The sequence below is a fragment of the Winogradskyella pelagia genome (assembly GCF_017581965.1).
GTDB classification, from domain to species: domain Bacteria; phylum Bacteroidota; class Bacteroidia; order Flavobacteriales; family Flavobacteriaceae; genus Winogradskyella; species Winogradskyella pelagia.
In genome coordinates this window covers 201,962-219,845 of sequence record NZ_JAGEVF010000006.1, presented here as the reverse complement: position 1 = coordinate 219,845, position 17,884 = coordinate 201,962, and the positions used below count along the sequence as shown (strand labels likewise).

At 36.7% G+C, this 17,884-nt stretch carries 16 protein-coding genes; 9 read left to right on the top strand and 7 right to left on the bottom strand.

Features of this window, described 5'->3' with window-relative positions; all coding sequences use genetic code 11:
- The 4 genes from J4050_RS09540 to J4050_RS09525 form a co-directional block, all read right to left on the bottom strand.
- A partial coding sequence (locus J4050_RS09540; RefSeq protein WP_208154347.1) for a PorP/SprF family type IX secretion system membrane protein occupies window positions 1–1,295 on the bottom strand: 1,295 nt, incomplete at its 3' end.
- Between the two features lie 43 nt (window positions 1,296–1,338).
- A complete protein-coding gene (locus tag J4050_RS09535) occupies window positions 1,339–2,796 on the bottom strand; it encodes a T9SS type B sorting domain-containing protein (RefSeq protein WP_208154346.1) in 1,458 nt (485 codons plus the stop codon).
- Window positions 2,797–2,882: 86 nt separating this feature from the next.
- Entirely contained in the window at window positions 2,883–4,199 is a 1,317-nt protein-coding gene (locus J4050_RS09530; RefSeq protein ID WP_208154345.1) for a beta-helix domain-containing protein, read from the bottom strand.
- A gap of 265 nt (window positions 4,200–4,464) precedes the next feature.
- Window positions 4,465–4,917: a hypothetical protein gene (locus J4050_RS09525; RefSeq protein WP_208154344.1), complete on the bottom strand. Its 453-nt coding sequence runs from the start codon at window positions 4,915–4,917 to the stop codon at window positions 4,465–4,467.
- A gap of 381 nt (window positions 4,918–5,298) precedes the next feature.
- Between J4050_RS09525 and J4050_RS09520 the strand changes: the two genes are divergently transcribed.
- The 4 genes from J4050_RS09520 to J4050_RS09505 all read left to right on the top strand — a co-directional run bounded on the left by J4050_RS09520 (window position 5,299) and on the right by J4050_RS09505 (window position 8,715).
- The gene (locus tag J4050_RS09520) at window positions 5,299–5,907 is read left to right on the top strand and encodes a peptidase associated/transthyretin-like domain-containing protein (RefSeq protein WP_208154343.1); all 609 of its coding nucleotides are present in this window, start codon (window positions 5,299–5,301) and stop codon (window positions 5,905–5,907) included.
- A gap of 190 nt (window positions 5,908–6,097) precedes the next feature.
- Complete coding sequence (locus tag J4050_RS09515; RefSeq protein WP_208154342.1) at window positions 6,098–6,709, top strand: hypothetical protein; 612 nt, start codon at window positions 6,098–6,100, stop codon at window positions 6,707–6,709.
- A gap of 136 nt (window positions 6,710–6,845) precedes the next feature.
- Window positions 6,846–7,550: a hypothetical protein gene (locus J4050_RS09510; protein WP_208154341.1), complete on the top strand. Its 705-nt coding sequence runs from the start codon at window positions 6,846–6,848 to the stop codon at window positions 7,548–7,550.
- Window positions 7,551–7,662: 112 nt separating this feature from the next.
- On the top strand, window positions 7,663–8,715 hold the full coding sequence (locus tag J4050_RS09505) for an NAD(P)-dependent alcohol dehydrogenase (protein WP_208154340.1): 1,053 nt from the start codon (window positions 7,663–7,665) through the stop codon (window positions 8,713–8,715).
- Between the two features lie 13 nt (window positions 8,716–8,728).
- Here the strand turns inward: J4050_RS09505 and J4050_RS09500 are convergent, their stop codons facing one another.
- The gene (locus J4050_RS09500; RefSeq protein WP_243878602.1) at window positions 8,729–9,433 is read right to left on the bottom strand and encodes an arylesterase; all 705 of its coding nucleotides are present in this window, start codon (window positions 9,431–9,433) and stop codon (window positions 8,729–8,731) included.
- Between the two features lie 67 nt (window positions 9,434–9,500).
- On the opposite strand from J4050_RS09500, the gene J4050_RS09495 reads away from it, so the two are divergent.
- The 5 genes from J4050_RS09495 to J4050_RS09475 all read left to right on the top strand — a co-directional run bounded on the left by J4050_RS09495 (window position 9,501) and on the right by J4050_RS09475 (window position 15,632).
- Window positions 9,501–10,190, top strand: coding sequence for an ABC transporter ATP-binding protein (locus J4050_RS09495; RefSeq protein WP_208154338.1), 690 nt, complete (start codon window positions 9,501–9,503; stop codon window positions 10,188–10,190).
- Between the two features lie 47 nt (window positions 10,191–10,237).
- Window positions 10,238–12,730 carry an ABC transporter permease gene (locus tag J4050_RS09490; protein WP_208154357.1) on the top strand — a complete coding sequence of 831 codons (2,493 nt, stop codon included), beginning with the start codon at window positions 10,238–10,240 and terminating at the stop codon, window positions 12,728–12,730.
- Window positions 12,731–12,797: 67 nt separating this feature from the next.
- Complete coding sequence (locus tag J4050_RS09485) at window positions 12,798–13,556, top strand: helix-turn-helix domain-containing protein (RefSeq protein ID WP_208154337.1); 759 nt, start codon at window positions 12,798–12,800, stop codon at window positions 13,554–13,556.
- Window positions 13,557–13,640: 84 nt separating this feature from the next.
- Window positions 13,641–15,101 (top strand): MltF family protein, encoded by a 1,461-nt coding sequence (locus J4050_RS15365; protein ID WP_208154336.1) that lies wholly within the window; start codon window positions 13,641–13,643, stop codon window positions 15,099–15,101.
- A gap of 102 nt (window positions 15,102–15,203) precedes the next feature.
- On the top strand, window positions 15,204–15,632 hold the full coding sequence (locus J4050_RS09475) for an FKBP-type peptidyl-prolyl cis-trans isomerase (protein WP_208154335.1): 429 nt from the start codon (window positions 15,204–15,206) through the stop codon (window positions 15,630–15,632).
- Between the two features lie 84 nt (window positions 15,633–15,716).
- Here the strand turns inward: J4050_RS09475 and J4050_RS09470 are convergent, their stop codons facing one another.
- On the bottom strand, window positions 15,717–16,907 hold the full coding sequence (locus tag J4050_RS09470; RefSeq protein WP_208154334.1) for a cation:proton antiporter: 1,191 nt from the start codon (window positions 16,905–16,907) through the stop codon (window positions 15,717–15,719).
- Window positions 16,908–17,004: 97 nt separating this feature from the next.
- On the bottom strand, window positions 17,005–17,841 hold the full coding sequence (locus tag J4050_RS09465; RefSeq protein WP_208154333.1) for a universal stress protein: 837 nt from the start codon (window positions 17,839–17,841) through the stop codon (window positions 17,005–17,007).
- Between the last annotated feature and the right edge of the window lie 43 nt (window positions 17,842–17,884).

The window sequence follows — 17,884 nt, the reverse complement described above, 5'->3', positions numbered from 1 at the left end:
TGCTTCGCTTTTTGTTCAGCTAAACGTTGCGCTTCCGCCTGAGCTTTAGCTTCGGCTTCTTGCTTCGCTTTTTGTTCAGCTAAACGTTGCGCTTCTGCCTGAGCTTTAGCTTCGGCTTCTTGCTTCGCTTTTTGTTCAGCTAAACGTTGTGCTTCCGCCTGAGCCTTAGCTTCGGCTTCTTGCTTCGCTTTTTCTTCAGCTAAACGTTGTGCTTCGGCCCGTGCTTTAGCTTCGGCTTCTTGATTAGTCTTTTCTGCTGCTATTATTGCAGCTTCAGCTTTGGCGCGTGTTTGAGCTTTGTTCTCAGCCAATCGTTTGGTGTCTGATGAGGTTCTACTATTTTGCCTTGGTTTTCTTATTGTTCGTTTTCTCTTACCACTAGAGAGCAATCCAGCAACTTCATCATCATTGCTGTAATCGAGTCTACGATTTGGAGTAAAACGATATGCTAAAGTAATTTCATGTGAGGGACCAAAACCGCTTATATCTCCAGTAGCCAATTCAAAATTATATTCGACAGCTATATTTTCTGTAATATTAAGGCCAGCTCCTCCTGAAACTCCAAAAACGGTATTATACCCAATTTGGGCCCATAAACCAATTGGCACAGTAACCATTGCATTACCAGAAATAATGGTTTCGTCTTTATAAAATTCCGAGCGCAGTAAACCCGTAAACTTACTGTTATCAAAGAAGCCACGACTCTGCATATAACCTGTATACATTGCATGAGCCTGAATGCCTTGCTGAGGATTATCTTGTAATAATTCTGAGGATTCAAAATTGTACAAGGCAAGGTTCTGAACCGATAATCCAAAATCTAAAAACTCAGTACCATAATTTATTCCTGGATTTACTGTTAACAAGAAGTTCTGGGGAACATTCTGTAAAGCGGGATCTTCTATATTAACCACAACGTTAGATGTGTTTATTCCACTTTGGTAGGCACCTATATTTAAGCCAAATGTAAGATTGGTACTTCTGCTCAGCTGCGCGTTATAGGAGAAGTTTAGTACGCCTCCAAAAGTAGTAAGCACGCCATTGTTCTGCTGAAAAAGACTGAGGCCAGCACCAATATTTTCTTTAAATCGCCCACCATAATTAGCGATATAAGTTTGGGGAGCATCGTTAAATTGTACCCATTCTCTTTTGTTAGTTATACTAATAAATTTAGTTTGCTCTCTCACAAAACTAAATGTTGGGTTAATGAGATATCTATTAAAAGTTAATGAATTTCTCAAAGGCAAGTTCAAAGCCATGACACCATCTGCTTCTTGTGAGCTGACAGCCTGCATAATGCAAAGGCCTAAAATTAATATGACGATTTGAACTTTCAATTTATCTAATTATGGTTATTGAACCTTTTTCTGTTTTATTATCTGTTGTTGTTATGATGTAATAGTATACCTGATTAATACTGTTAAGGCCTAAGTCGGTTTGTGGCCAATCGTTTTGATAGTTATTAGATTTAAAAACCAACGTTCCACGATTATTATATATGTTTATTTCCGTATTAGTACCGCTAACAAATTGCTGCGGGATAATCCAGGTGTCATTGATATTGTCACCGTTAGGACTGACTATATTTGGAATTTGAGCTACAGCGGGAAAAGGGTCTAAAGCTTCTTCTACAATAAAATCATAGGATAATGAGCCCTCACAGCCTTGTGTCTCTGTGATGACCACTGTGTAATCACCAACCTCTGAAACCTCATAGGAGTTTGAAGTAGCATCTGCAATGAGGTTGTCGTTTAAATACCACTCGAAAATTGGTTGGTTTGCTAAATGAGTAATGGTTACTGTTAGACTTTCACCTTCTTCAATTGTATTAACGTCATCTACATTGATAGAGCTATCAAATAATAAACTTTCGAGATTTATAGAACCAGAAGCAGAACAGGCTCCCAAATCTACTTGTACTGAAAATGTGCCAGATTCATTGGTTTGATACATTTGATTTGTAGCTCCCGGTATGATTGCACCATCCTTAAACCACTGATAAGAATTGCCGCCTAGAGTGCTCAATGTGGTAAGCCCTTGCTCTGGGCAATATGGATTTCCTAAACTAGAAACAATGGCTGCAGTCGCCTGGCCATTTGTAACTTCAGTCACGGTTACTCGATTAGAGAAAGAATTTGAAGTACACGTACCATAATTGGTTTCTACAAAATAGGTTCCCACACTATTTACTTCAAGACTTTCACCTTGTGTAATGAATTCAGATGTTGTTGGTCCTGTTTCTCTAAACCAATTAAAGGTAAGAGCAGGGTAGTTTAACGGAGAGTCATTTGATCCGGTGCCTGGATTGTCTATAGTTAACAGATAACTTCCTCCAGAACAGAAAGCGGCAGTCTCAACTAGATTATTGATTGTAAATGGGGCATCTTGACTTTTATAATACGAAGCAAAAGGTGCTGAAGGTGCGCTGGTTGCAATTGGCGCACTGCTCTTTATCCTAATACGGTAATTCTCACCAGCTGCAGTCTCAGGAATGCTAAACGAGACAGTAGCTGGAGAAATGGTAATAGCGCCTGGATTAGAGGTAAATACTACTGTTGCTTGTGAGAAATCGCCCGAAGCATCTGACATTTCGACCGTAAATTGATTAGATGGTGCAAGGGCATTTTCTGGGGAAAAAATAAAACTCGCACTGTAGTCATTAAAACTCGCATTGGCACAAGCTTGGCTAAATCCTAAATTGGGTGTACCGATAACAACCTGTGCACTGAGTTGAAGTGTCAGCATCAATATACTAATCCAAAGGAGGAGTTGTTTTGCGGTTGTATTTGGGAGCATGAAGTTGGGATTGTAATTATCTAATCAATACGCTATGTTTTATGAGGCACTTCATTTAGTTGGTTCTTGGATTAATAATTATGAATTTAATCATCGTCATCATCATCAATATCATTCGAGGCTATGATTTTGTTGATTCGCAATCTATAATCTGGTCGTTTTGAGCTATGAGCCTCAATAAAAGTTTCGCTGTCTGGCCCTCTTGAATAGACGTTGTTGAATACACGGCTGCCGTACCAATTTTCTAAATCGTCATTGTTAGAAAATCCTTTGACAAAAATGTTTCCTTTACAATTGTTAAAATAAGTTCTAGTAAATTGAATTTTTTCTAGACTTTCGTTGTTGATTCTGATATCTTCATCTATATATACTGCTGGATAAAACCCTGATATAACACTTTTATCAATAGCAAAAGCGGTATTTTCATCCACGAAGATGGCTTCTTTTACAAGTCCAACTTCAATATCTGAAGTTAAATTATCAGAAACATTAATTAATGTTAGATTTTCAGCATTAACAACAGTTTCTTCTTTAGTAGAATTAGATGTTTCTTTATCGTCATAAGATTGAATGACCATGCATCTTGAGCCATATGGACTCGATACATATGGTGAACGAATGGCCAAAGAGTTTAATATTTCTGTCTGTGCACCATAGTTGAATACATAATCATTTTGATTTGCTCTAAAGGATACCATTTTCATAAGGAATGGCTGTCCACCAAGTATAGAAAATGAATTTCCTTCACAATAGCTTACCATAACATTTTCAATAACTGTCTCATGGCCTATGCCTGCAAGAGTTAACCCGTTATAATTGCCAAAGTCTTTGGTTTTTTTACCGGCAAACTCAATTCTAACAAAACGAATAACACCCGAGTTGCTGTCTTTATTAGAGCCGCCATAACTAATGTCGTCAAATGAAGCTGGCCTTAATCCAAACTCAAGTGAAGCTGCGTTACCAAACATGTTAGTAGGTGCATCACCTAGAATAAATAGACCGCCCCAATCGCCTGCCTTTTTAACGCCACGACTAGAGGTAAAGATAATTGGGTCTGTCTGAGTACCCTCAGCAATAAGTTTAGATCCTTTACTAATAGTTAAGGAGCCTTTGGTCTTAAAGTCACCAAGTATAACAGTACCAGCCTCTATAATTAGGTTGGCATTATTAGAAACAAAGACATCCCCTAATAAAAGATAAACATCATTCTTTGTGAGTTTGGTGTCTTCCGTTATGGTACCACTTAAAATTTGAGTAGGTTCACCATAAGTTTTTTGGCTTGGCCTAAAGTCTGTCCAATTGTTTAACCAATTGTTATAGCCAATAATTCCTTTTTCTTGTTGTGCAGACAGCGTTGTGGATGCACAAATGAAAAATACTGCGATTTTCAATAATGTTTTCATAGTAGGTTAATTCAATTTGATTAAATCTTAGGGCATAGATTCAACACGATTCAAACATATAAAGAAAACCTATGAAATACAAAATATATCGATGAAATACATGTATTTTAAATATAAAGGTTAAATTTCTTACAAAATACTGTAGATATCAGCTGATTAATAGAAATAGCGCCTTAAATATCGCATAATTTTTTACCCAGCAGAGGTGTAAAAAAACAAAAGCCTCGGAATTTTCCGAGGCTTCACTAACTAAAATAATAAACAATTACTCTCTATTAAAATCGTCGTAGGTGTGCAAGGATTTTAGAGTTTCCTCATAAAATAAAATAGCTGCAATTAGGTCGGTTGTATCAGAATAGGGTAAAATAGTTTTTTGAAATTCAATTGCTTTGTCAAAATAAGTTTCTGACGCATCAATATTTTCACGTAAAGCTCTTCTATTATCCTTTGTTTCAGGGATACCCAAAGAAGCCATGGTTACTCCTGGTTTAGTTGCAAAAGCAATATTGGGTAGAATGTTTACAATAACTTCTATTCGTTCAATATAGAGGTCTAGAAGTTGTCCTTTTTGGAACTTGTCTAGTTCCTCTCTACTATGGTACTTCGAAATATTAACTTTTCCACTTATAATGCTTTGAGAGGAGCCCTTTTTTTGGGCATAACTAAAGCTCATCATTACAATGAAAATGGAACAAAGTAGGGTAGTTTTGGGTTTCATTATGAGTTTTTTTAATTCATCTGGTGAAGCAAATCTATACAAAATATGAAGAAAAACAAGTATTTTTTAAAAAAATATTTAACACTTTAAATGCATATTTCATAGACAAACTGCGTAAATGGTGGATTAAAGACACATTTTATCGATAAAATACAATAGCGAAAATCACGAGATTTTTATCAAAAAATGACTCGATTTTAAGGTTTTTACTTAAGTTTTTAGAAAATAAAAAACATATCTCATGCAAAATTGATTTTCTCCATTTATCGGTAGTTTTTGCATGTCGTTGTCAATTATCGAACAAAACAGACTGTTAATGAGATTTATTGGTTTTGATGAAAGTAAACTTCCAACTTTGGAATTCAAATTAGTTTACGCCCCATGAAAAAACTATTGAAACTTCTAATGTTAGTGTGCTTTTACAGCACCATGTCTATTGTAAATGGTCAAAATAATTCAGATACTGAAGAAGACCGCAGTCCACTTTACGATTATGGAACTAAGGTCTTGAACAGTACGGATAGTGTGCCAGATTACAATTCTAAAAATGAAAAACTTAAGATAACAGGTACTATTTATAAGTCAGACGGAAAAACACCAGCAAGTGATGTTATTCTTTTTGTTGAACAACCTGATGAGCACGGTAATTTTGACTTACGCAAAGTAAATGATAAACGTTATGTGTATCACAGAACTTGGGTAAAAACAGATGCTGAAGGGCGTTATACCCTTTACACATTTGTACCTGGAAATGATAGAATACATCAACAGTATAAGCAAATCTTTCCTGTTATTAAAGAACCTACCAAAGAGCCATACGAAATTGAGACGTTTCTTTTTGATAACGATCCTTTAATCTCAAAATACTGTCGTAAACGTTTAATTAAAAAAGGGGATATCAAACGCATTCTAGAACCAAAACTAATAGACGGTATTTTAGTTGCGCAACGCGATATAATCTTAAAGCAAGACGAATCAGCGACTCAATAATTTAATTTTAGTGTTTAAGTTAGTGATTAGCCCTCATCCAGTAAGAATGGATGAGGGTTTTTTATTTTTAATATCGAGTTTAATTCCATTATCAAAACTCACAATAAGATTTGATAAAGTGCCCCAAAAGTTTTACTTTAGAAGTCACTACTTGTAGTAAGTGCTTAAGTAACATTTAAATTTTTTTGTCATGTCCTCAGGAATTTTAATTACCATCATTTTAGGAGCTTTATGTATTTTATTTGGATTGCTATATTCTAAAAACTCAACTTTACGTGTTGCTGTAGGACTTTTAGGTGCAGTTTTACTCATTTATGGTGGTTATACCTACGGAAACGTACAGCCCGTACCTCAAATAGAAACTTTTGATACTGGAAATAAGTTAAAGGTGAACTATCCCATTGAAAAAGTTCAAGTACTTTCTCCTACAGAAGGTGATGCCGTAAAATGTAGAATTCTAACTATGGGTGTTTACCCTGAAGCTCACAACAAGGACATTTGGGTACTTTTAAAGCCTTCGGACAATAAATTTTATCCTCAATCAGATTATACTAATACCTCTTTTAAACTTAATGGTGAGTGGCAGGTAGTGACTAGGTTTGGCGGTGATAAGGGCGAAACTTACGAACTCTTCGTTTATGAAACTGATGAAGCAGCTTCAGATTTCTTTAGTAAAACCATAGAAAATTGGAAATCCGCTAATGATTACGTAGGTCTTGATTTAAGTGAAATTCCTGAAGGTGCCAAAGAGATAGACCATATTTCTGTTATTCTTGAAAACGATTGTAGAGGAATTCATTAAATAAAGGTCTTTTTCTAATTTCAACAATTATTTCCGTTTTGTAAACATCTAAAGTTATCTTTTACTTCGTATGTAGTATATGTATTTTAAATACATAGTCCCTCATTTGTTTTAAATCTAATTTAAATTTCTTTGTATGAGGACTACTAAGCCTACTTTAGTCGCGTTTATTTTCGCTTTAAGTTTATCATCATTTTCACAATCAAGTTCAGCAACATCCGACTCTAATTTTGAGTTAGGACTGGCTACGGGTTACAACAGGGGTTTTGGAATCAATGCTAGTATAACTGCAGTAAAACCTTTAGAAAGTTTGGATATCAACTTTCGTTTTGGTTTTGGATATACAAGTTTAGACCCGGGAAACTCAGCCGATGCAAGACGTATTTTTATAAATAACGCCACTAATGGTGTTCCAGAAGAAAAGGGGCGGAATTTCGATTATCGTTTAGATTTCTTATGGCATTCAACTATTTTAAATCTGGAAGAAACCTATATTGTCTTTGGCCCAAGATATTCTAGTTTTAGGGCTAATTTTAAATATGTTGGAGGTAATGAGGACTTCGATGTTACTACCAGGCAGTTTGGACTAGGACTGGGATTAGAATCTCATTTTAAAATAAATTCACGTCTCAAATTAACCACAGCTATTGGGTTGGATTATTTCTTCAATAATACGTTAAAAGGCCACGACACGTCTTACAGTCCAGATAACGACAATGTTAATCCGCGAGACGACAACCAAAATAACAATACGGAGTTCACCTATGAAGATGCCAACGATGCCATAAAGCAACCGCAGATAATGCCGCGTATATTTTTAGGAATTGCTTACAAAATATAGTAGCATATGTAAAAATGCTAAAGTTCTTTAATTAGTATATCGTTGAATTCTAAAGGGGATGAGTTCCCATTAGATTTTGTATCTTTAGAATTCACCGTAAAAATCAAATTAAATGAAAACCAAGCAGATTAATGCTTATGGCACCGATTCTCCAGAAGCAGATTTAAAGCAATTACAGATTGAGCGTCGAACGGTACTTCCAGAGGACGTTGAGATTGAAATTCTTTATTGTGGCGTATGTCACTCAGATTTACATTTTGCTAAAAATGATTGGGGAATGACACAATATCCTGTGGTTCCTGGACACGAAATTGTAGGTCGAGTAACTAATGTAGGCGCAAATGTATCTAAACATAAAATAGGTGATATAGTAGCCGTAGGTTGTTTGGTAGATTCTTGTAGAACCTGTAATAACTGTAAAAACGACCTTGAGCAGTATTGCCCGGAGTGGGTTGGCACTTATGGAGGTTTCGACAAACATTTACAAACTAATACACATGGTGGCTATTCCCAATCCATTGTTGTAGATGAAGCTTTTGTTTTAAGTGTGCCAGAGAATTTAGATTTGGCTGGATTAGCGCCTGTTTTATGTGCTGGGATAACTACATGGTCACCACTGCGTTATTGGAATGTTGGTAAAGGATCTAAAGTTGCAGTTGTCGGCTTAGGTGGTTTGGGTCACATGGCCATAAAATTGGCTAACGCCCTTGGTGCTCACGTGACGCTGTTTTCTAGGTCACCCAATAAGATTGATGACGCTAAAGCCTTAGGAGCTCACGATATTGTTATCTCAACAGACGAAAGCCAGATGGAAGCTGCCATGGGACAATTTGATTTAATATTAGATACAGTACCATATGAGCACGATTTCAATCCCTACATAAGTACATTAAATGTTAACGGTATCTTGGTTATTCTTGGATTTTTAGGTGTTTTAGAGCCACCTCTTGTAACCGTACCTATGATTATGGGGCGTAAATCTGTAGCGGGTTCTTTAATTGGCGGTATCGCAGAAACCCAAGAGTTATTGGATTTTTGTGGAAAACACAATATTACCTCCGATGTAGAAGTCATAAAGATGCAAGATATCAATACCGCTTATGAACGTATGTTAAGAAGTGACGTAAAATATCGTTTTGTTATTGATATGAACTCCTTGCGATAAATCGCTGCTGTTTTTAATCTTTAAGCATGGGTTTAATAACTTCCCATACCGTATTGGCCACAAGTTTGTGGCCTTTTGCCGTGGGGTGTATCCCGTCTGATTGATTAAGTTCTTTTATGCCGCCAACACCTTTAAGAATAAATGGTATAAACGAGACCTCATTTTCATTGGCAAGATTAGAAAAAACAGAGCGAAATTGTGTGGTGTAATCTTCACCCATATTTGGTGGCAGCTCCATACCAGCAAGAATTACTTTAGTAGCTTCATTTTTTTCCTTAACCTTATTGATAATATCCTGTAAATTAGATTGTGTTTCAGTTAGTGGAATACCACGCAATCCGTCATTACCACCAAGTTCGAGTAAAAAAATGTCAATATTTTGGCGCATTACCCAATCTATACGGCTACTTCCGCCAGCAGATGTTTCTCCACTTAGGCCAGAGTTAACAACGGTATAATTTAAACCAAGGGAATCTATTTTTTGCTGTAAAATAGCAGGGTATGCTTCACTAGAATCATCAAGTCCGTAGCCTGCAGTTATACTATCCCCAAAGCAAAGAATGGTTTTAGTGATTTGTGTAGTAACCTCTTTAGCATCTTCTTCTCCTTTTGACGACGTTTCCTCTGTTTCTGATGGCTTCTTTGCATCACCGCAATTCAGCACCATAAGTGCTCCTATAAAATAACAAAACTTTAAGAGTTTATGGTTCCCTAACATTGGTAGGTTTAAGTGCAAATATGTATTTTGACGTGCGAACATAAGAAGACAACATATTGTTTATATAATGACAAAGATATTAAAGATAAGTGGCTTGGAGAAGTCTTATACTAGTGGCCAGAAACAGCTAACGGTTCTTAAGGATATTTCTTTTGAGGTTGAAAAAGGTCAGACCTTTTCAATTGTAGGTCCCTCAGGTAGCGGAAAAACAACTTTACTTGGACTTTGTGCCGGATTAGATGACCCTAATTCTGGTAGCGTTGAGTTGTGCGGATATAATTTAAAGGGTCTTAATGAAGATGAGCGTGCTCAATTGCGTAATAAAGAAGTTGGCTTCATTTTTCAAAATTTTCAACTTTTACCAACGCTTACGGCTCTCGAAAACGTAAGCGTACCATTAGAACTGCAAGGTGCTCCTGATGCTATTTCTAAAAGTAAGCAATTATTAGAAAAAGTAGGGCTAGTGGACCGCATGCATCATTATCCTTCACAATTATCTGGCGGTGAACAGCAACGTGTGGCCTTGGCAAGAGCCTTCGCTAATACTCCTTCGATATTATTTGCAGATGAGCCTACAGGTAACTTAGATGAAGAGACTGGTGAGAAGGTCATAAAGTTATTATTTGACTTAAATAAAGAGGCGGGGACCACATTGGTAATTATTTCTCACGATTTAGATTTAGCCAACCGCACACAACAAATATTGCGTCTTAAAGGCGGTCAGATTATGACCAATGAACCAACAGCCATAAACTAATGCAAAAAGTAACACCTATTAAAGCAAAAGCTTCCTGGTTGTTTAAAATGGCGTGGAGAGATGCCAAAGCCAGCAGTGTGCGTTTAGTGCTCTTTATGACCTCAATTATCTTGGGTATTGCTGCCGTAGTAGCAATCCAGTTGTTAAGTGATACTATGCAGGCCAATATTAAGTTGCAATCTAAAAACCTAATGGGTGCCGATTACATTATAGATACAAGGCAAAATCCTACTGAACGCGCCCAAGCCATTATCGATTCTTTACAGCCAGATGCCAAGGAAGTCAATTTTGCATCGATGATAGCCTTTCCAAAAAATAATGGTACAAAATTGGTCCAAGTACGGGGTATAGAAGGTGGTTTTCCTTTTTATGGCTCTATGGATACCAAACCGATAGAAGCTTCAAGTAACTATCAATCTAAAGGTGGTGCTTTGGTAGATGCCACATTAATGTTGCAATTTGGTATTAATCTTGGCGATTCTATAAAAGTTGGAAAAGTTACCTTACCCATCGTAGGGATTTTAAAGTCAATTCCTGGTAATACAGCTGTTTCAACCTCAATTGCTCCACCTGTAGTAATTCCATATCAATTTATTGACGCTACCGAATTGATTCAATTTGGAAGCCGTAAAGAATATCAATTTTTCTATAAAGCCTCGGATATTTTAGATTTAAATGCTCTTGAAGATAGAATTGAACCAATGCTTGAAGCAGAAAGCGCAGATTTAGACACACATACGAGCACGAGCCGTCGCTTAGGTCGTCGCTTTAACAATGTTGTTAGGTTTTTAAATCTAGCGGCATTTATAGCCTTGTTACTTGGGTGTATAGGAATAGCGAGTTCTGTACATGTTTATATTAAGGAAAAGCTCAAGGCTATTGCAGTTCTTAAGTGTTTAGGTGCAAGCAGAAAACAGAGTTTTCTTATTTATCTCATTCAAATTTCAGGAATTGGTATTCTTGGTGGCCTTATAGGGTCTATAATTGGTATTGGTATTCAACTCCTATTTCCTTTTATTTTAGAATCCTTTTTACCTTTTGAGCTTCAAGTTTCTCTTACACCGACACCTATTATAATCGGTATCCTTCTTGGGTTTCTTATGTCGGTATTGTTTGCCTTATTACCATTATTGAATACTTGGTATGTTTCGCCACTAAAAGTACTCCGTGTTAGTGAAGAGGCCGAACAACCTAGAACGGTAAGGACTTTAATATTTGCAGCTATTTTGGTATTCCTGTTTTTATTTTCCCTTTGGTTATTAAGAGATTTAGAATACGCGTTGGCTTTTGTGGGAGGAGCTTTGGTAGCTTTCTTAATTTTGGCCCTTACGGCAAGATTTTTTATGAAACTGGTAAGACGCTTTTTTCCAAGATCGTGGCGTTTTACAACAAGGCAGGGCCTGCTCAATTTGTATAGGCCAAATAACCAAACGGTTGTTTTGATATTAGCTATTGGTTTAGGTACTTTTCTTATAGGTAACCTTTACTTCACTAAAGATATTTTATTGGCAAAAACAGAAGTTGGCCAAACCGCTGAGAATGCTAATCTTATTATACTTGACATACAGAGTCATCAACGCGATGAGGTTTTAAAGCAATTGAATGATAGGCAGTTACCGATTATGGACGATATTCCATTGGTAACCATGCGATTGCATAAGATAAAAGATAGATTGGTTAATGAAATTAAACAAGATACTGCTAGAAAAGTGCGTCGCTGGATTCTCAATCATGAGTTTAGAACAACATATCGTGCCAATATGATAGACTCAGAAGAGTTATTAAAAGGGGAGTGGGTAGAAAAGGCAGATCCTGGTACTACCATACCAATTTCCATTTCAGATGGTTTTGCCTCAGATGCACGTTTAGAATTAGGAGATACTGTAATTTTTAATGTTCAAGGTGTATTAATGGAGACTACTGTCGCTAGTATTCGCAAGGTTGATTGGGGACGTGTGCAACTTAATTTTAATATAGTTTTTCCAAGAGGTGTTTTAGAAGATGCTCCTCAGTTTAATGTATTTACTACAGCAGCAGCAAATGAGAAAGTCTCAGCTGATTTTCAACGCGATTTAGTCGCAGCACTACCCGGAGCTACAATTATAGATTTAAGGCAGGTATTTACAATTGTTGAGGATATATTGGATAAAGTATCTTGGGTCATTAACTTCATGGCTATTTTTAGCATTATTACAGGGCTTTTTGTTCTTATAGCTTCAGTTAGAACGAGCAAATATCAGCGCATTAAGGAAAGTGTCCTTTTGCGGACTATAGGCGCCACAAATAAACAGATTTTAAAGATTACGATTTTAGAATATCTTTTTCTGGGTCTCTTAGGAAGTATCATGGGTGTTTTATTGGCCTTATTTAGTAGTTTTGGATTAGGTCTTTTTTTGTTTCAAGAACCTTTTGTGCCTTCAGCTATTCCGTTTGTAGTTTTTGTTCCAGGAATTACGCTATTGGTTTTGGTTATTGGATTGAGCAATATTCGATCAGTTCTAAGCAGTTCTCCTTTAGAAGTCTTACGCCGAGAGGTTTAAAATCTGCACTCTCGTCATACTAGCCTATTTTACAGAAAATGCGTAATTTAATACAAAATAACGCATCATGATTTTAATGGTTATTGAACTTAGTGATTTCCTGTCTAGGGTTGAATCGGTGCAGTATACTATTTTTACTCAGAAATTTCATTCGAGCGTTCACAAAACCCTCAAGAAGAATAATGGAATTCTTAAGAAAACAGATAACAATAACTATTGGGTTAGTTTTAATTCGGTAAATGACGCTATTCAGTGCGCATTAGAAGTAAGGCACAAATTTAAATATGTAACACCAAAGCACAAGTCCTTTAGTCGTCGCTTACAAATGGCTTTGACCGTTTCAAATAAAGCAGAGACTTCAAGCTTTACAACTGCCGCAAGACTGTGTGAAATGACGAAGGACCAGGTGGTGATTGTAGAAGCAGTGCGCGATTTATATGAAAGCAAAAACCTCCATGCAGAAATTGATAAAACCCTTATAAGAGTTTTAAATCCCAAAGAAGAAGAGTTCTTAATTAAGCTTAGTGCGTATTTAAGTAATCATTGGGCCAACCCAGATGTTACAGTACGTACATTGGGGAATGCTTTTGGTTTAAGTTATTCACAATTACACACAGTCTTAATAAAATTGGTAGGGAAAACACCAAATAAGGTTATAAAAGACTATAAATTACACAAAGCTTTAGAATTGCTTTACCTTCGAGATGGCAGTATTTCAAAGATTGCAGATAAAATTGGATTTAGTAGTCCAAGTTATTTTTCGCATTGCTTCCTTAAAAAATATGGAGTAAGACCTTCTAAATATTTGCAGCAACATGCCGTATAAATTGAGTGTAAATTGTTAGCATAGTAGATTTATCCGGTCTTAAATTCGGCCTATTTCAATTATTCTTATCTTTGATTATAAGCCATGAATCAAATTAGAACTCTTTTTTACCTGCTTATTCTCTGTGTGCTTACAAGCTGCAGGGATAGCAACAAAGCTGTTTATGATGATTTTGGCAATGAAATAAGTCCAAGCGCTGCCAATGCAGTGGATAGGGATTTAAAGGCTATTAAAAAAGAAGGTGTACTTCGCGCATTGGTTGTATATAGTAGCACAAGTTACTTTTTATACAAAGGGCAGGCTATGGGCTTTGAATATGAACTACTCAATCAATTGGCAAATGATTTAGGACTAAAGCTAGAGTTGGTTATCTCAGATAATTTAGATTCTCAATTTGAGGTGCTCAATAGAGGAGATGTAGACCTTATTGCTCATGGAATGACGGTAACTAATCAACGTAAATGGGAAGTAGACTTTACCGATTATCTTTATCTCACCAAACAAGTTTTGGTTCAGAAAAAACCAGATAATTTCCGCAGGCTTTCATGGAAGAGTCTTCATAATGCTATAATCCATGACCCCATTGAATTAATTAACGATACGGTTTCCATTCGCAAAAATTCGGCATATTATGAACGTTTGGTAAGTTTATCAAATGAAATAGGAGGAACCATCCATATAGATACCTTAGACAGTAAATTAAGTACCGGAGAAATTATGGACATGGTTGCTGACGGTAAGATAAAGTACACTATTGCAGACGAGAATCTTGCTAAAATAAATGCGTCTAGTCGTCCTATTTTAGATATTAGTGTACCTATTTCATTTTCACAGCGTATTGCTTGGGTCACGCGCAAGAAGTCAAAAGATTTTCGTAGGGTGGTGAATGAATGGATTATTTCTCAACGAAAAAAGAAACATTACAATGTCATTTATAACAAATACTTTAAGAATAAGCGCTCTTTTAGAAGGCGCACAGCAAGTGAATATTACAGCTTAAAAAACAATCAAATTAGTGCTTATGATGAAATGCTTAAAGCTTACGCCCAAACTTTAGGTTGGGATTGGCGATTATTAGCAGCGCAAGTATATCAAGAATCTAAATTTGACCCCAAGGCTAGCTCTTGGGCTGGTGCACAAGGTTTAATGCAGGTAATGCCTGCAACTGCAGAGTCTTTAGGTATTAAAAACATTTCCGACCCTGCTGAAAGCCTAAGAGGTGGCACCACCTATTTAAGTCAGATTTATGACCAGTTTAATCATATCAACGATTCTCTAAACCGTGTAAAGTTAACCTTGGCAGCCTATAATTGTGGCTTGGGACACCTGCAAGATGCACAGCGACTGGCAGAGGAAAATGGTCTAAATCCAAAAGAGTGGAACGACGTCGCTGATATGCTTTTAGAATTGCGCTACAGAAAAAATTACAATAAACCCTTTATTAAATATGGTTATGTGCGAGGGACGGAGCCTGTAACCTACGTCAATCAGATTTTTGAACGTTACGAACACTACAATACGTTTATAGAATTAGAAAACCAGTAATAATCTACTGAAGGGAAAAATTATAGGTTTACGCAAAATATTCTTTAAACTGTTTTAAGGTGCTTACCTTTGCAACTTATTTAAAAAATTAAGTACAGATTTATGAGTAAAGTAAAAGAAAATGATACGGTTAAAGTTCATTATACAGGAAAGTTAAACAATGGGCAAGTCTTTGATAGTTCCTTAGAAAGAGAACCTCTAGAAGTAAAATTAGGAGAAGGGCAGTTGATTCCTGGGTTTGAAAATGGACTTATTAATATGGAAGTTAACGAAAAGAAAACCATAACTATTGACAAGTTACAAGCCTATGGTGAAGTTGTTGAAGACCTCTTTCAAAAAGTAGCAAAATCACAATTACCAGAAGATTTAAAGGTCGAAGTTGGTATGGGCCTAGTTGGTTCTAACGGTCAGGGTGCAGAGCAACAGTTTCGCGTTGCAGCTGTTAATGAAGATCATATTATCGTGGATGCCAATCATCCCTTAGCAGGACAAGATTTAACCTTCGACTTAGAATTGGTTGAAATCCTATAAGATATTTTAAAACAACTTTTTAAATCAAAACGCCCCTAATTATGGAGGCGTTTTTTATTTTGTAATTACGACTTAGCACCAGTTTTATTCCTGCAACAACATCATTCTTCGTTTTTGAAGTCCTATTAAAGGACCTGCTAAAATGGAAGATAATAAGGCAGCAAAAACAATCGCTACAAAAATCACCTGTCCAATTAACTCAACCTCAAGCGCTAGAGTAGCGACAACAATTTCCATGGCACCACCAGGTGTAAAAATTATACCCATTAAGACTGCACTTTGATTGCTTTCTTTTCCAAGTTTAGCCCCTAACCAAGCACCAAAGAACTTACCAAGAATGGCAACTGCCGTAAAAATAAGTGTTGGCCAAAGTTCAAGACCAGCCAGAAAGTCTATTTTTAATCCTAATGTAGCAAAGAACAAGGGTACAAATATGGCATGTAAGGTATCTGACACACTATTTCTGTGATCGTCTGATACGGCCTCAGCACTTTTGGCAATTACCCCTGCAAGGAAAAACCCTAGTATGGCATGAATACCAAGCCATTGGGTGATAGCACCGCATAGTAAGCCGAGGCTTACAATTAACGTTTGAGATGCAGCAGGCTGGGATAAGGCTGTGCCTTCAACTCGCCGCAAGGCAGAACTTAATAATCTAGCTCCATAAATGACACTTAGTAACACAAAAACAATAACGCCAATAACAGAAGCAATCAAGGCCAATGTACTTTCACTATGCGTAGTCACCAAGGAGATGACTAGAGAAAACAAGAACCATCCAAAAATATCGTTAATGGCGCAAGACGACAAGGCCAAAGAGCCTTTTTCCGTGTTACTGATTTTTAAGTCTCCCAAGCTACGTGCGACTACAGATATAGCAGTAATAGAACTTGCTACAGCTAAGAATAAGGCAAACGAAAGGGCATTAGCTTCCTTTCCCCAAAGGGCAGAATCAAAAGTATAAAATACGGGAAATCCTACTGCTATAGGAATTAAGACACCAATTATTCCTATTAAAACAGCAGCACGACCGCTTTTTATAGCCTTTCTAATATCGACGTGAAATCCAGAGGACAATAACAAAAAGAAAACACCTAGCCATGAGACCGTTTCGAGCATGGTCCACTGTATGGTATCATCAGGGAATAAGGTGTTTTGAAGCCTGGGAGCGAAGCGTCCAAACAGCGTAGGACCTAATAAGACTCCAGCGAGAATCTCGCCCACAATAGCAGGTATTTTTACAGTTTCAAGAATAACGCTAAAGGTTCGAGCCATACTTATCAGTACCAGAACTTGAAGCAGAAATATTAAAATGTGACTTTCATTAAGAAAATGCATACGTTGACGCTTAAGGAGTGAACTTATATCTTATCTAACTGTTATCGTGCAAGGCTAAAATGGGTACAGTAGAGTAATAGGTCAGTTGCTTTACCATAGGTTTAGACAATACCCAACGTAAAAAATTATGCTTTTTATTAATGAATACAACCATATCACAATCAAATTCTTCAATAAAACTATCCAGTGCCTTCTGCACATTACTCGCTTCCACCTTATGGAATTTGTACTTGATATGCTCAAAATAGCCTCTTAACAACTCTTGTTTTTGTAGTTGACTTTTCGAAAGGCCCTTTGAACCATCTACCACATGAAAAATATTAATAGTCGCATTGGTTTTTTCTGCTATATCAATGAGATACTGAAATTCGCGTCGTTTGTAAGGCGTGTGATAACCTGTGGGAAAAACAATAGCATTAATACCGTTGAAACTTGCTCCTGCGGGTACGGCCAAAATAGGGCAGGCCGTAAGCTTTTCTATAGCCAAAACGGTCTGGCTGCCGTAAACCTCAGTCCTAGAGTCTGTATCTCCTTTTGTACCCATAATTACCATATCAATATCGTATGAATTAATGAGCTCTTGCATAGCGTCCAGTAAAGCGCTGCACTCAGAGATCATATGAAAATTATGGTTGGCATTACAAGTCTTTTTCTGTAAATGCTTTAATAAACGTGACAGTTTTATTGTAGAGTTTTTCTTTGATTCTTCCATGGTGCTTAAAGCATTCATTTCCATGGTATAAGGTTCTATTGTATATGTGTTTAGAACATAGAAATCACAGGAGTCCTGGGTATAAAGATCCAAGGCATATGAAATGGCATTCATTGCGTTTTTGGAGAAATCCGTAGGTAGAAGAATTCGCTTTTTCATTGTAATAGGAGAATGATTTGTATCTCTAATTTAAGCATTTGAA

Excerpts from the sequence above, each read along its gene's own strand:
- J4050_RS15365 (WP_208154336.1), top strand. The coding sequence starts at position 13,641 with ATGAATCAAATTAGAACTCTTTTTTACCTGCTTATTCTCTGTGTGCTT.
- J4050_RS09520 (WP_208154343.1), top strand. The coding sequence starts at position 5,299 with ATGAAAAAACTATTGAAACTTCTAATGTTAGTGTGCTTTTACAGCACC.
- J4050_RS09500 (WP_243878602.1), bottom strand. The coding sequence starts at position 9,433 with ATGTTAGGGAACCATAAACTCTTAAAGTTTTGTTATTTTATAGGAGCA.
- J4050_RS09490 (WP_208154357.1), top strand. The coding sequence starts at position 10,238 with ATGGCGTGGAGAGATGCCAAAGCCAGCAGTGTGCGTTTAGTGCTCTTT.
- J4050_RS09485 (WP_208154337.1), top strand. The coding sequence starts at position 12,798 with ATGATTTTAATGGTTATTGAACTTAGTGATTTCCTGTCTAGGGTTGAA.
- J4050_RS09525 (WP_208154344.1), bottom strand. The coding sequence starts at position 4,917 with ATGAAACCCAAAACTACCCTACTTTGTTCCATTTTCATTGTAATGATG.
- J4050_RS09475 (WP_208154335.1), top strand. The coding sequence starts at position 15,204 with ATGAGTAAAGTAAAAGAAAATGATACGGTTAAAGTTCATTATACAGGA.
- J4050_RS09535 (WP_208154346.1), bottom strand. The coding sequence starts at position 2,796 with ATGCTCCCAAATACAACCGCAAAACAACTCCTCCTTTGGATTAGTATA.
- J4050_RS09470 (WP_208154334.1), bottom strand. The coding sequence starts at position 16,907 with ATGGCTCGAACCTTTAGCGTTATTCTTGAAACTGTAAAAATACCTGCT.
- J4050_RS09510 (WP_208154341.1), top strand. The coding sequence starts at position 6,846 with ATGAGGACTACTAAGCCTACTTTAGTCGCGTTTATTTTCGCTTTAAGT.
- J4050_RS09465 (WP_208154333.1), bottom strand. The coding sequence starts at position 17,841 with ATGAAAAAGCGAATTCTTCTACCTACGGATTTCTCCAAAAACGCAATG.
- J4050_RS09515 (WP_208154342.1), top strand. The coding sequence starts at position 6,098 with ATGTCCTCAGGAATTTTAATTACCATCATTTTAGGAGCTTTATGTATT.
- J4050_RS09495 (WP_208154338.1), top strand. The coding sequence starts at position 9,501 with ATGACAAAGATATTAAAGATAAGTGGCTTGGAGAAGTCTTATACTAGT.
- J4050_RS09530 (WP_208154345.1), bottom strand. The coding sequence starts at position 4,199 with ATGAAAACATTATTGAAAATCGCAGTATTTTTCATTTGTGCATCCACA.
- J4050_RS09505 (WP_208154340.1), top strand. The coding sequence starts at position 7,663 with ATGAAAACCAAGCAGATTAATGCTTATGGCACCGATTCTCCAGAAGCA.